Genomic DNA, 15,092 nt, shown 5'->3' on the forward strand with positions numbered 1-15,092 from the left:
TGACAAAAACATGTTTGTTCAACCACCTACATGGCCAGAAGAATTTGCAAAACGCTACCGTGAAAACGGCTGTTGGCGTGGGGAAACCTTTGGCGGTATGCTTCGTGAACGCGCCGCATCGTTAGGAAATAAAACAGCCATTACATACGCTGATACGCACATAAGCTACCAAGAACTTGATCAGCGTGTCAGCAGTCTTGCCGCAGGTTTCCATCAGCTTGGAATTCAAAAGGGAAGTCGGGTTGTCGTACAGCTTCCTAACATTCCTGCTTTTTTTGAAGTCATTTTTGCTTTATTTCGAATCGGTGCTTTACCCGTCTTCTCGCTGCCATCTCATAGAAGCAGTGAAATCACTTATTTTATTGAGTTTGCCGAAGCAGACGCATATGTCATACCAGATATCGATGGCGGCTTTGATTATCGATCACTCGCACGTCAAGTGAAAGAAAAGCTTCCCTCGTTACCTCATGTCATTGTTGCAGGGGAAGCTGAGGAATTCCTTGACTTGGATGATCTGCGCAAGGACCCAGCACTTGATCCCCAAATTCATGTAGAGGCAAGCGATATTGCATTTCTTCAGTTATCTGGAGGCAGCACAGGCCTTTCAAAGCTTATTCCTCGCACGCATGATGACTATATTTATAGTCTTTGGAAAAGCAATGAGGTGTGCGAGCTCACACAAGAAAGTGTGTATCTAGCTGCACTTCCAGTTGCGCACAACTATCCATTAAGCTCGCCTGGCGTCCTTGGGACGTTATACGCAGGCGGAAGTGTCGTTCTTGCACCTGGATCAAGCCCTGATGTCGTCTTTCCACTCATTGAAAAAGAACGGGCGACCATTACCGCTGTCGTTCCACCAATTGCATTGATTTGGCTAGAGGCCGCTCCTCATCGGTCAGATGACTTATCGAGTCTTGAAGTCTTACAAGTCGGTGGTGCTAAATTCAGTGCTGAGGCAGCAAAACGAGTGATGCCTACACTTGGATGTAGGTTACAGCAAGTTTTTGGCATGGCAGAAGGTCTGGTCAACTATACCAGATTAGATGATCCTGAACATGTCATTATTCATACACAAGGACGCCCAATGTCTGAATATGATGAGGTACTAGTGGTAGATGATGAGGACAAGCCCGTCCCGCATGAAGTGGCTGGACATCTTTTAACAAGAGGACCTTATACGATTCGCGGCTACTATAAAGCCGATGAACAAAACAAAAAAGCATTTACACCCGATGGCTTTTACAGAACAGGTGACATCGTGCGATTAACCAAAGAAGGAAATGTTGTTGTAGAAGGCAGAGACAAGGATCAAATCAATCGTGGCGGCGAAAAAGTTGCCGCTGAAGAAGTTGAAAACCATTTACTTGCGCATCCTGACATTCATGATGCCGCCATGGTGTCTATGCCAGATCCATTTCTTGGCGAACGCTCATGTGCCTTTGTTATCGCGAAAGGAAACAACAAACCAGCACCGCACGTCTTAAAATCATTTCTAAGAGAACGCGGGCTCGCAGCCTTTAAAATTCCCGACCGCATTGAATGGATCGATGCGTTCCCGCAAACAGGTGTAGGCAAAGTCAGTAAAAAAGCATTAAGAGAATTAGCTGCAACCCATACTGCCAACGTATAAAAAAGAGGAGTGAAAACCATGGCAATCCCTACTATTCCTGCATATCCAATGCCAAGCACACAAGATTTACCCGAAAATAAAGTGAACTGGATACCAGATCCGAAACGTGCTGTTCTGCTGATACATGACATGCAGCAATATTTTTTAAATGCATTTCAACAAGATACATCACCGATCACAGAGTTAGTGCAGCATATTCAACAATTACGTGATACATGCAATGAACTTGGAATCCCCGTCGTCTATACAGCGCAACCTGGTGACCAAGACCCGAAGGATCGTGCCTTATTAACAGATTTTTGGGGACCTGGACTTGGTGATGATGAAGCATTGACAAAAATCATTGATCAGCTTGCTCCATCTGAAGCAGATACAATGCTGACAAAATGGCGTTATAGCGCATTCAAGAAATCTAATTTTTTGGATATCCTTCAAGAAGGCGGGCGTGATCAACTGATCATTACTGGCGTATATGCACATATTGGCTGTATGCTGACAGCCGCAGAAGCATTCATGCTCGATATTGAAACCTTTTTTGTAGCCGATGCCGTCGCTGACTTTTCACTGAAACATCACAAAATGGCCATGACCTATGCAGCTGAACGCTGTGCAGTCACCACAACGACAAACCAAATCATCAGTCGTTTAACAGGAAAAGAAGCAAACAGTGATGATTTATCCTTTGAGGCCATCGTTCACCAAGTAGCTGAGTATCTCCAAATCGAGCCAAATGAAATACCGCTTGACGAGAATCTTGTCTACCTTGGACTTGATTCTATTAGAATGATGAGCCTAGCGGAAAAGTGGAGACAGCAAGGAGCGACAGTTAATTTCGTTGAGCTTGCCGCAAATCCAACGCTCGCTCATTGGCGGACTCTTCTTTTCCCAGAAAAGCAGCCATCTATCCCAAATATCGATTACTTGTAAAGGAGGTATAGACCCTTGTCGATCCAGTCAGTCGATTCATTCCCACTAACCGGTGCCCAATCAGGCATTTGGTACGCGCAGCAGCTTGATCCAGCTAATCCTATTTTCAATACAGCTGAGTATATAGAGATTAAAGGTCCTATTGATCCCATACATTTTGAAGCAGCCATTAGAAAGACTGTCTTAGAAGCAGATTCCTTGTATATGCGCTTCATTGAAGATACTGACGGTCCAAAGCAATGGATGACATCTAAGAAAGAAATCCCATTTCAATATGTCAATTTACAAAATGAAAAACAGCCGCTTGATGCGGCTAAAGCATGGATGAAAACCGATCTTTCAACACCAGTCTCTTTAGAGAAAGATGTATTATTCCGTGAAGTACTTTTTCAGCTTGCTGACGACCGATTTATTTGGTATCAGCGCATTCATCACATTGCCATTGATGGATTCGCCTTTTCGCTCATTGCGCGTCGTGTTGCTGAGGTCTATTCAGCCCTATCGAAAGGGACACCAATGCCCCCTCAAACATTTGGATCCTTACATGACGTAGTCCAAGAGGAGCTCACCTATCAACAGTCTAATCGATATGAAGATGATCAAGCGTTTTGGAAAAATCGCTTTGCTGATCAACCGGAAATTGTCAGCCTTGCTGAGCTTGCCCCAAGAACGTCGGATCATTTTATCCGAAAAACGGCTGGCTACGATGCAGAAAAGGTAAGCAAAATGAAAAAAAATGCTCAAGCCTTCGGTGGTACGTGGCATGAAATGATCCTTGCTGCATCCGCTTTATATATGCATCGTATGACTGGTGCACATGATATTGTTTTAGGGCTTCCTGTGATGATGCGCCTTGGATCGTGCGCCTTACAAACACCCGGAATGGTCATGAACCTGGTACCGCTTCGTTTAACATGCAAACCAGAAATGACGCTATCAGCACTTGTTCGCCAAGTATCTGATGAACTAAAAGCCATTCGCCCTCATCAAAGATATCGTCACGAGGACATGCGGAGAGACTTTAAACTCATCGGAAGAAATCAGCGATTATTTGGCCCGCAGATCAATATCATGCCATTTGATTATGATCTCATGTTCGATCAGAGCATTGGTCAAGCACATAACCTTTCAGCAGGACCCGTGGATGATATATCGATTAACATATACGACCGCACGGATGGGAACGGATTTCAAATCGACTTTGATGCAAACCCTGCCGTATACAAAGAGCAAGCAGTTGACGCTCATCAGCAGCGTTTTCTGCAATTGCTGGAGGAAATAACCGGACTAGAGCAAGATCAAACGATCAGTCAATTCAACCTTCTTTTGTCTGAAGAGAAAGAGAACATCCTCAAGCACTGGAATGATACAAAACGAGAATTACCAAAGGAATCTTTACGGGAACTATTTGAAAAACAGGTGAGCAAAACACCACAAGCAAAAGCATTACAGTTTGAAGGAATTACTTTGACCTATGAGGAGTTGAATAACCGGGCTAATCAATTAGCTCATTATTTGAAAAAACATGACATTGGACCAGAACAATTTGTCGCAATTGCTCTGCCTCGGTCCATCAATATGGTCGTAAGTCTATTAGCCGTCGTCAAAACGGGAGCCGCATATCTGCCACTAGACCCTGATTATCCTAACGATCGTGTCGCCTATATGCTAGAAGATGCCAAACCAGCGTGCTTGCTCACAGTCAAAGAGACAGCAGACGGTTTGGACCATCCGCACATCGTTCAGCTGGATGATTCAACTGTTCATCAGGAGATAGCAGACAGTCCGCACATCAATCCGGCTTGGAGCGAGGGCTCTCCACATCACCCAGCTTACATCCTCTACACGTCAGGATCGACAGGCAAACCAAAGGGTGTTGTAGTAACAAAACGAAATGTGATCAACTTTATATTGTCCATGCAAGATTCATTTTTATTAGATCAAAAAGACCAGCTTTTAGCGGTAACGACCATTGCCTTTGATATTTCTGGGCTGGAAATGTTCCTACCGCTTTTACATGGGGCTGCTATTTTATTGGCAAAAAAAGAAACCATACAAGAACCAGCAAAGCTTTCAGACATGATTCGTTCTCATCATGTCACAATCATGCAGGCAACACCAACGTTGTGGCATGCGTTGGCAGATGAATACCCTGATGTGATCACAGGTATGCGTGTTCTTGTTGGAGGTGAAGCACTCCCTGCCTCCCTTTTGCACACATTGCAATCTCTTCAATGTGACATTACTAATTTGTACGGACCTACAGAAACGACGATCTGGTCTACGATGGAAAATGTCACAGCACATCGAGAAAATAGTGGACCGGCAATTGGTAAACCCATTTGGAATACGAGCATTTACATTTTAGATGAAGGACTAAACCCAGTCCCAGCAGGATCAATCGGTGAGCTTTATATTGCAGGTGAAGGAGTATCCAGAGGATATCTTGGACGATATGATTTAACGGCTGAACGCTTTGTCGCTGATCCATTCGGCACAAAAGGCACGAGAATGTATCGCACTGGTGATTTAGCCAGATGGCGTGAAGATGGTTCAATTGATTATATCAGCCGTGCCGATCATCAAATTAAAATCCGCGGCTTCCGTATTGAACTAGGTGAAATTGAAACAGTGATGATGCAGCATCAAGCCATAAAGCATACATCTGTTATCGTTCGTGAGGATCAACCTGGGCAGCAGCTGCTTTGTGCGTATGTTGTGCTGACAGACGGGTCTTCTCTGCACCCTTCAGAGCTCAGGCAGTTTGCGGCTGCATTACTTCCTGACTACATGGTGCCCTCTGCTGTTGTCGTGTTACCAGAACTTCCACTTACACCAAACGGCAAAATCGACCGCAAAGCATTACCAGCACCAAATATGTCTTTAGTTAGTTCTGAGCGTACACCTAGAACACCACAAGAAGACATGTTATGTAGTTTATTTGCAGAAACCCTTGGCCTATCTCAAATTGGCATAGATGATAGTTTCTTTGACTTAGGAGGACATTCCTTACTCGCCGCTCGCCTGCTTAGACGTATACGCGATACACTTGGCGCAGACCTAAGCATGAGTACCATTTTTGAATCGCCTCGGGTTGCTGAGCTTGCGCAGCACATTGACAAAGCGAAGGACATTCGGCCGCCGCTTCAGGTTGAAGACAAACCAGATGAAATTCCATTATCCTTTGCCCAAAAACGGCTCTGGTTCCTTCATTGCCTTGAAGGGCCAAGTCCAACTTACAATATTCCACTTGTCATTCAGCTGACAGGTACACTAGATCAAACAGCTCTCATTGGTGCACTGGCAGATATCACTGAAAAACACGAAACCCTTAGAACCATTTTTCCAGATAAGAACGGCATGCCAAGACAGGTCATTTTACACCCGAAAAGTGTTCAGCCTGAACTCCATGTCACAGCTTCAAGCGATCAACAAATTGAGAATCAGTTAAACGAAGCCATTCGCTATAGCTTTCAGATTGAAGAAGAACCTGCACTTCGAGCTGAATTATTCACGCTTGATGCAAACCGATCCGTACTGCTTCTATTGCTGCATCACATCGCTGGTGACGGCTGGTCACTTGCACCATTGACGCGAGACTTAGCTGCTGCTTACGAAGCCCGTATACAAGGAAAATCCATCTCCTTGCCAGCAGAACCTGTTCAATATGCTGACTATGCTATTTGGCAGCAGAAGCTGTTGGGCAGTGAAGAAAAGGCGGATAGTCTATTTGCCAAGCAGCTCAGCTATTGGAAAGATGCCTTACATGACCTGCCTGAAGAACTTGAACTGCCTTATGACTTCCCGCGTCCACAGGAAGGAAGCTTCAACGGTGCGACGATAGACTTTACGATTGAACCCGCTTTACATCAGAACCTCCTTGAGCTTGCAAAGCAGCATCAAGTGAGTTTGTTCATGGTGCTTCAAGCATCACTTGCAGCATTACTGACACGCATTGGGGCCGGTACAGATATCCCAATCGGCAGTCCAATTGCTGGACGGAATGACGATGCACTTGACGATATTGTGGGCTTGTTTGTGAACACACTAGTATTACGTACAAATACAGCTGGTAATCCAACCTTTAGTGAGCTATTGAAGCGAGTGCGAGACGTTGACCTAGCAGCCTATGAGCATCAGGATCTGCCATTTGAACGGCTAGTTGAAATCCTAAACCCAACCCGGTCCAGATCAAGAAATCCATTGTTCCAGGTCATGCTAGCCTTCCAAAATACACCGAAGGCAGAAATGAAGCTGACACAACTTGACTCAGATCTTTACGTGAAACCAGTAGGGTCAGCTAAATTTGATCTGACCATCGAATTGGCAGAACAAAGAACGGAAACTGGGTCAGCAGCGGGATTAACAGGATTGTTTGAATTCAGCACAGATGTATTTAAACAAAGCACCATTCGAGCAATCGCTGACAGAATGAAGCGCTTTTTAACAGAGGTAGCTGAGCGCCCGCATCTGCCGATTGGTCAAGTGAACATTTTATCAGATAAAGAGCGGCAAACATTTCTCCCTGACAAAAAGACAATTGCTCAGTTAGACCAAGCACATAGTCTCCCGGCTTTATTTGAAAAAACGGCGCAGCAATCTCCTGATCGAGTCGCAGTAACGGATGGCAAGAGGCAGCTGACCTATGGTGAGTTAAACAACAAAGCCAATCGTCTTGCTCATTTATTAATAGAAAGAGGCGTTGGACCAGAACAGTTCGTTGCACTTGCCCTGCCTAGATCAATCGATATGCTCATAAGCTTATTAGCCGTTCATAAAGCAGGCGCAGCCTATGTTCCGCTTGATCCCGATTATCCAGCAGACAGGCTGGCATACATGATACAAGATGCCAAACCCGTTTGCAGCATCACAACAAAAGCAGATGCAATGCACCTCCCTGCTGATTGCGATTTGATTTTGTTAGACGAAAAGGAAACGAGCGATCAATTGCTGACTACGCCAAATCACAATCCAGCTGATATAGACAGAATTGAGCCGCTATCTTCTCTGCATCCGGCCTATATTATTTATACATCCGGTTCTACAGGGAAACCAAAAGGAGTGGTCATCCCACACCAAAATGTCATCCGTCTTCTGACATCTACTGAACATTGGTTCCAATTTGATGAAGAAGATGTTTGGACAATGTTCCATTCATATGCCTTTGATTTTTCAGTATGGGAAATATGGGGACCACTTTTATATGGCGGCCGGCTTGTCATTGTACCTCATACCATCTCTCGCTCCCCAGAAGAGATGCTGCAGCTTCTAGTTGAGGAAGGCGTGACTGTACTTAATCAAACACCTTCTGCCTTCTATCAGCTCATGCAGATAGACAAGGAACAACAAACACTAGGCCAAGCATTATCACTCCGCTATGTCATCTTTGGCGGTGAAGCATTAGAGCTTAGCAGATTAGAAGATTGGTACAGCCGTCACTCAGACTGTAAGCCAAAGCTCTTTAACATGTACGGCATCACAGAAACCACCGTACACGTTACGTACAATGAACTCAATCGAGATATGATCACAAAGAACTCCAGCAGTTTAATAGGCGAACCGATTCCTGATTTACACGTGTACGTACTAGATGAATACCTGCAGCCTGTTCCCCCTGGGACGACAGGTGAAATGTATGTAGCTGGAGCTGGCCTTGCAAGAGGTTATCTAGGCAGACCTGACCTGACATCAGATCGATTCCCTGCCGATCCATATGGGGCACCTGGCACAAGGATGTATCGTACAGGCGACCTTGCGCGCTGGACAGAAGAAGGGGCTCTTGATTACATTGGCAGATCTGATCATCAAATTAAAATACGCGGATTTCGCATTGAACTTGGAGAAATTGAAGCCGTTCTGGCACGCCACGATGCAGTTGCACAAGTTGCCGTCATGATGCGAGAGGATCAGCCTGGCGACAAACGCTTAGTCGCATATATCATCACAACTGAAGAAGACCATTTCGATACTGAAACCCTTCGTCATTTTGCAGCAGCCAGTCTTCCTGATTACATGGTGCCCGCGGCATATGTACAGATTGACGCCATGCCGCTTACAGCAAACGGGAAGCTTGATCAAAAATCACTGCCAGCACCTCAATTGCATATGCAGCAAGCAGATGGCCGCGGCCCTAGAAACCCGAAAGAGGAAATCCTATGTCATCTCTTTGAAGAGGTGCTTGATTTGCCTAAAATCAGCATAGACGATCGCTTTTTTGACATTGGCGGGCATTCACTGCTTGCAGTTCGTTTAATCAGCCGCATTCGTGATGCACTTGGTGTCAAACTAAGCATTGGAACATTGTTTGAAGCACCAAATGTGGCAAGTTTGGCAGAGAAACTAGAAACAGGAAGCGATGAAAACGCACTAGACATCTTGCTGCCGCTGCGAACAAATGGAGAAAGATATCCACTCTTCTGTGTTCATCCAGCAGGTGGTCTTAGCTGGTGCTATGCAGGTCTCTTGAATACATTAGAAAAAGACATCCCTATTTATGGATTACAGGCTCGAGGAATCGCAAGAAAAGATGACTACCCGCACACACTAGATGATATGGCTGCGGATTACATCAAGCACATCCAAACGATTCAGCCAAAAGGCCCTTATCATCTTCTTGGCTGGTCATTAGGCGGAAACGTTGTTCAGGCTATGGCTACACAGCTCCAGAAGCAAGGTGAAGAAATCGCACTCGTTGCGATGCTGGATGCCTATCCGAACCATTTCTTACCGATTAAAGCAGCACCTGATGAAGAAGAAGCACTAATCGCTCTTCTTGCGCTTGGCGGTTATGATCCAGATACCTTAACAGGTGAACCGCTCACGATGAAAAGTGCCGTCGACATTTTGAAAAAAGATGGCAGTGCACTAGCAAGCTTAAGTGAAGATGCCATTAGAAATCTAAAAGAAACCTATGTGAATTCAGTTCGATTGCTTGGAGAATATCAGCCAAAAACTTATCAGGGGGACATATTATTCTTTAGATCTACCATTATCCCAGATTGGTTTACACCAATTGATCCCGAAGCATGGTCACCTTATATCAACGGAACAATCGAACAGCACGACATTCATTGCCGGCACAAAGACATGTGCCAGCCTAAACCCCTAGCAGAAATTGGTGTCATCTTAGACAACGCACTGCATCGGGTCAAACAAAAGCACTAAGAATAAAGGAGAGATGACAAGTGACAAATCCCTTTGATCGTGAAGACGGTGTATTTCTTGTGCTGGTCAATGAACAAGGACAGCATTCACTTTGGCCATCATTTGCACCAGTGCCAGATGGATGGGAAAAGGTCTTTGGTGAAGACACTAGAAATGCCTGCATCGATTATATCCAGACACACTGGCAGGACTTGCGGCCATTAAGCTTAACAAAAGAACCTGCGCTAGCACATGGAAAAACGGAATAAATCATCGCACCCTGATCTCCATCAGGGTGCTTTTTTGACAGAATAAACATCACCATCTTTCAGCTCTTTCTGCTACAATTTAATTGAGAATGTTTATCAATCAATAAGAGATCAGGTGGTTTTATGGGAAACAACAATCAATTACGTACATTGGCAAATGCCGAACAATTCATCTACCGATTAACATATACTGAAAAAATAAATAATGCAGAGCTTCCACATACAGAGCAGCAGCTATCAGATACATTCTGCCTCCTCTTCAGCATAAGCGGCAGCGGTTTACTCACATTGAACGATCAAAAATGGCGATTGAAACATCTGACACTCTATACAATCATGCCTGGGGAAACATTTATGTTAAAAACAGAGCCTTATCAAAAACACGAGCTCTATCTGTTTCGCTTTCAGCTCTACACGCTGCAAAATCAAAACATAGGAGAAGTATCAACGGAACATGCCCGTTCTTTACTGAATAAATGGCAATTTATCGATATTAGCTCGATTGAACATATTCATTCTTTATTGTCCGATATGACAGAGGAATGGCAAAGACCTGAATCCATTAGCTTTTTTAGAAGCCAAACTCTTTTTCAGCAGCTCATTATGCAGCTTTTCACACTGCATAAAGAAGATATTTGTGACACGGCACATGCCCTTTTCAAAACAAAACAATATATCGATCAACATTCCGAAGAACCCCTCAGCCTGACAAGTCTATCTCATATGGCTGGCATCAGCGCCAATCATTACAGTGAGCTATTTAAAAAGCATTTTGATGTGAGTGTCACTGATTATATCACCAAGAAAAGGATGGCTAGAGCCAAACAATTAATGGCAAAAGGCAACGCAAAGCTCAAAGACATTGCACTGGAAATCGGCTATCAAGATCCGTATTACTTCAGCCGCATCTTTAAGAAAAAAACGGGCATAACCCCTTCAACTTATATGAAAAGCCGTCAGCGGAAAATTGCAGCCTATGGCCATTCCATACTCGGCCAGCTCACACCCATTCATATCATCCCATATGCTGCCCCTCTTCACCCTAAGTGGACAGCACATGATTTTGAGCATCATGCAGAAGAAATTCCGATTCACCTGAGTGCACATCGGATCAACGAGCACGCTGAAGCCAATTTACAGCTATTAAAGGAAACAAAACCTGAGCTGATCATTGCCAATGATCATGTGACAGAGGAAGAAAAACAAGTGTTAAAAACCATCTGTCCTGTTCACTTTGTTCCATTCACACAATTAGATTGGCGCACTCAATTCAAACAAACAGCTACGTTCCTAAACGAAGCGAACGAAGCAGAAGAATGGCTGATTCATTACGAGGAACTCGTCAATCAAGCGAAAAAGACATGCCTTTTTGATCATCCACCAAAAACCGTCCTGCCTCTTCGTATCTTTCAAGATCAGCTCTATTTGTCTGTGAATCGCACCATGTCAGAAGTAATTTTTCAAGATATTGGCCTTCTGCCAGCTTTTCAGAATGACGGCCAGCTAATAGAAAAGAAAATCAGCATTCGCTCTATACAACAGCTAGATCCAGACGCCATCTTCCTCTTCCTGCATAAGGAGCCAAAAACCATTGCTTTTTATCAAAAGTTAAAGCAGCAGGAGTCTTGGCAAAATCTCAAGGCTGTGACGCAGCAAGCCGTCTATCCACTTACGTCTGACCCTTGGCGTGAATACACAGCAGCCAGTCATCAACGAGTCATTCAGGACCTTTTATCTTTTTTTCCGTAAAAAGTCCATCATTTGACAGATCATTGTCTATGGATAAAAGGACAAAAGACTACTACAATCTTTAATTGAGAACAATTATCAGTTAAAGGAGAAAACAAATGAAAAAATGGTTCGCATTGCTTATCCTTTGTATCATGACGATCACCGCAGCAGCCTGTGGTGCTGCAGAAAATAAACCTGCTTCAAACACGACCAAAAGCAAGTCAGCTGAAACAGCAGAAACAAATATCAACTACTTAGATCAAACGTACAAACTCAAAACACCAGTGAAACGAATTGTCATTGCTGGAAGCCTTGAATCAATGGAAGATGCAAAATTACTTGGTATCGAGCCTATTGGTGCTTCTACTGTAGGCGGCACATTCCCTGAATTATTTAAAGACATTACAGCGAAAACAGAAGGTATCGGTGAAAAAACAGAACCGAACCTGGAAAAAATCCTAAAACTAAAACCAGATGTGATACTCGGATCAACCAAGTTCCCGCCTGCAACAATTAAAAAATTGGATAAAGTCCAAACGACGATCCCAGTATCCCATGTCTCTTCTGACTGGGAAAGCAATCTATTATTACTCGGTGAACTGACTGGAAAAAGTAAAGAAGCGAAAAACATCATTTCTGATTATCAGAAAGATCTCAAACAAGCGAAAGAAACCCTGAAAGACAAAAGCAGCAACAAAACAGCTGTCATTTTGCGCATTAGACAGGGCGACCTGTACGTTTACCCTGAAGACGTATACTTCAACTCGACCTTATATGGGGACTTAGGATTTACAGCACCAAGTGATATCAAAAAAGCCAAAGCACAAGCATTGATTTCATTGGAGCGCCTTGGCGAACTCAATCCTGACTATATTTTTGTTCAGTTCTCTAAAGAGGAAAACTCCTCGAATCCAAATGCATTGAAGGACTTAGAGAAAAATAAAATTTGGACAAGCCTAAAAGCTGTGAAAAATGGGCACATCAATGAAAATGCCGTTGATCCTATGCTTCAAGGAGGAACAGCACTAAGCAAAACAACCTTCCTTGATAAGGCTGTCAAATGGTTAGATCAAAACAACTAAACAGATGCGTAATCAGATTTTTGACAAAGGGCTAAATTGTTTAGCCCTTTGTCTTCTTTTCAACGCAGTTGAAAACCTTTAGGAGAGGATACACATGAACGGAACGTTTCTATATGATGAGTTTAATGGGCGTCAGCTTGATATTTACCTTCCACAGGACACCTCTATTGATGTTCCAGCTGTCTTTGTACAAGATGGCTCTTCTTTGTTTAGAACACACCTGCTAGAGATCGAAAGAATGATCGAAACTAAAACCATCTCGCCAATCATCATTGTCGGCATACACCCATTCAATCGACTTGACGAATATACACCATGGAAGGCGTCATCACTGCGATCTGGGTTTCCTGACTTTAAAGGTGAGGCACAGACGTATGTGTCATTTTTAGCGAATGACTTACTCCCATATATCAAAAGAGAATATCCAGTTCAAGAGACCTGTCATGAACATAGCCACGTAGGTGCTTCATTAGGCGGGCTGTTTGCTATTTATACTTTATTCATGCACCCTGATCTTTTTAAAAACATCGCATCGATCTCCGGGTCATTTTGGTATCAAGATTTTCTACCGTTTGCTAAACAACAAAGCATTCAGTGTGTGGATCACTTTATTTATTTGTCTGTAGGCAGTGAAGAAGGGAAAGGCAAAACATCTGCTCAACAGCACATGCCTTTATTCAACAAACAACTGCATGACCTTTTATTACAGAAAGGGATGCAAGAAAGGCAGCTGCAATATCACATCGAACAAGGGGAGGGCCATCATCTGAAACAATTTCAAAAAAATTTCTTATCGGCCCTAAAGTGGTTTTATCAAAGAGAACGCTAATTTTTTATCAGCATGGCACAAAGCCGATATGATATATTGGAACGTATAGATTGAAAGAGGAGGGATTTGCGCATGAGACCTTTACAAATCTCAGCCGATACCGCACAAAAGCTTGCTGCATCACTCAATGTACCGTTAGAACAAATCATGCATATGCCGCAGCATATCTTATTAGCTAAATTAGCGGAGCTTGAACAGAAGAAAGATCGTTCTTCTTAAAGAAATAAAGGAGTTTACATTCATGGAACAACAACTAGAAAAATCAACATTACATCCTCGCAGTACAGGACAAACCATCCTGCTGATTGCTGGGATTTTGCTTATTGCATTTAATCTTCGGCCTGCCATTACATCCGTTGGCCCTGTTATCGGCGCGATTCGTTCCGATTTACAGCTTTCAAATGGACTGGCGGGTTTTCTTACGACATTACCACTGCTCTCATTCGCATTGCTTTCTCCAATTGCACCTAAAATCGGAAAACGACTTGGCAATGAACGAACCCTCTGGCTTGGACTTGCCGTCCTTCTCTTTGGGATTGTGATTCGCTCGTTTGGCTCCATCACCTTCTTAATGATTGGAACAGCGCTGGTCGGCGTTGGAATTGCGATTTGCAATGTGCTCTTACCGGGGCTTGTGAAGCATAAATTTCCTGCACATGCAGGCTTGATGACAAGTGTATATACAACTTCAATGTCCGTCTTCGCTGCACTTGCATCAGGTGTCAGTGTTCCGCTCAGTCATACGATGCCTGGCGGCTGGAATACATCATTCCTTGTATGGGCTGGACTTGCCCTTCTCGCCATGATGGTTTGGGCGCCGCAGCTTCTTCATCAGAATACAGCGGCCGTCAAAAGTATTTCTCTTACAGAGCAGCCAATATGGCGTTCACGTGTTGCATGGCAGGTGACCTTTTTTATGGGGTTGCAGTCATTCCTTTTCTATAGCAGCATCGCATGGTTTCCTGATATCTTAACATCCCATGGAATGAACCTGTCGACAGCTGGATGGATGCTGTCCATTATGCAGTTTGTTGGGCTGCCATCCACCTTCTTAACGCCCGTTTTTGCAGAAAAATTAAAAACGCAAAGACCGCTTGTCGCCGGCCTTGTCCTTGTGTATTTACTCGGCATGATTGGACTTCTCCTCGGAGGATCGACGCCTATCCTTGTCATCTCTGTTCTATTGATCGGCATTGGACAAGGGGCCAGTATCAGTCTTGCCCTCACATTTATCGGTTTACGTACAACCAATATGGAACAAGCAGCTGCCCTCTCTGGAATGGCGCAGTCTCTCGGTTATTTATTAGCTGCTGTTGGGCCGTTCATGATTGGTATCCTTTTTGATTCCACACATACATGGACACCAGCGATTATCATCTTTATCATCATCCTATTTTTCATGTTTTTATCCGGTATGCGTGCTGGACGCAGTGTCTATATTTCAGATCCTTCATAAAAAAAGAACCCGCCTCCTCGTGAGA

9 protein-coding genes are annotated in these 15,092 nt (G+C 43.9%); all 9 read left to right on the top strand.

Annotated elements, in window-relative coordinates; translation table 11 throughout:
• The first annotated feature begins 10 nt into the window (after positions 1–10).
• The 9 genes from MHH65_RS19025 to MHH65_RS19065 all read left to right on the top strand — a co-directional run bounded on the left by MHH65_RS19025 (position 11) and on the right by MHH65_RS19065 (position 15,067).
• Positions 11–1,630, top strand: coding sequence for a (2,3-dihydroxybenzoyl)adenylate synthase (locus MHH65_RS19025; RefSeq protein ID WP_098677379.1), 1,620 nt, complete (start codon positions 11–13; stop codon positions 1,628–1,630).
• An 18-nt stretch (positions 1,631–1,648) separates the two neighbouring features.
• Positions 1,649–2,557: an isochorismatase family protein gene (locus tag MHH65_RS19030; RefSeq protein ID WP_098677378.1), complete on the top strand. Its 909-nt coding sequence runs from the start codon at positions 1,649–1,651 to the stop codon at positions 2,555–2,557.
• Positions 2,558–2,572: 15 nt separating this feature from the next.
• A complete protein-coding gene (locus tag MHH65_RS19035) occupies positions 2,573–9,721 on the top strand; it encodes an amino acid adenylation domain-containing protein (RefSeq protein ID WP_335350975.1) in 7,149 nt (2,382 codons plus the stop codon).
• 20 nt (positions 9,722–9,741) lie between these two features.
• Positions 9,742–9,969, top strand: coding sequence for an MbtH family protein (locus tag MHH65_RS19040; RefSeq protein WP_025093680.1), 228 nt, complete (start codon positions 9,742–9,744; stop codon positions 9,967–9,969).
• Positions 9,970–10,092: 123 nt separating this feature from the next.
• The gene (locus MHH65_RS19045; protein WP_098677376.1) at positions 10,093–11,718 is read left to right on the top strand and encodes a helix-turn-helix domain-containing protein; all 1,626 of its coding nucleotides are present in this window, start codon (positions 10,093–10,095) and stop codon (positions 11,716–11,718) included.
• Positions 11,719–11,816: 98 nt separating this feature from the next.
• On the top strand, positions 11,817–12,782 hold the full coding sequence (locus tag MHH65_RS19050; protein ID WP_034283615.1) for an iron-hydroxamate ABC transporter substrate-binding protein: 966 nt from the start codon (positions 11,817–11,819) through the stop codon (positions 12,780–12,782).
• A 94-nt stretch (positions 12,783–12,876) separates the two neighbouring features.
• On the top strand, positions 12,877–13,611 hold the full coding sequence (locus MHH65_RS19055; RefSeq protein WP_034283617.1) for an alpha/beta hydrolase-fold protein: 735 nt from the start codon (positions 12,877–12,879) through the stop codon (positions 13,609–13,611).
• 72 nt (positions 13,612–13,683) lie between these two features.
• Entirely contained in the window at positions 13,684–13,830 is a 147-nt protein-coding gene (locus MHH65_RS19060) for a YycC family protein (protein WP_064498621.1), read from the top strand.
• A gap of 22 nt (positions 13,831–13,852) precedes the next feature.
• Positions 13,853–15,067, top strand: a complete 1,215-nt coding sequence (locus MHH65_RS19065; protein ID WP_034283619.1) for an MFS transporter — start codon at positions 13,853–13,855, stop codon at positions 15,065–15,067.
• Positions 15,068–15,092 lie beyond the last annotated feature (25 nt).

The organism is Bacillus sp. FSL L8-0654 (genome assembly GCF_038629965.1).
Taxonomy (GTDB): domain Bacteria; phylum Bacillota; class Bacilli; order Bacillales; family Bacillaceae; genus Bacillus; species Bacillus safensis.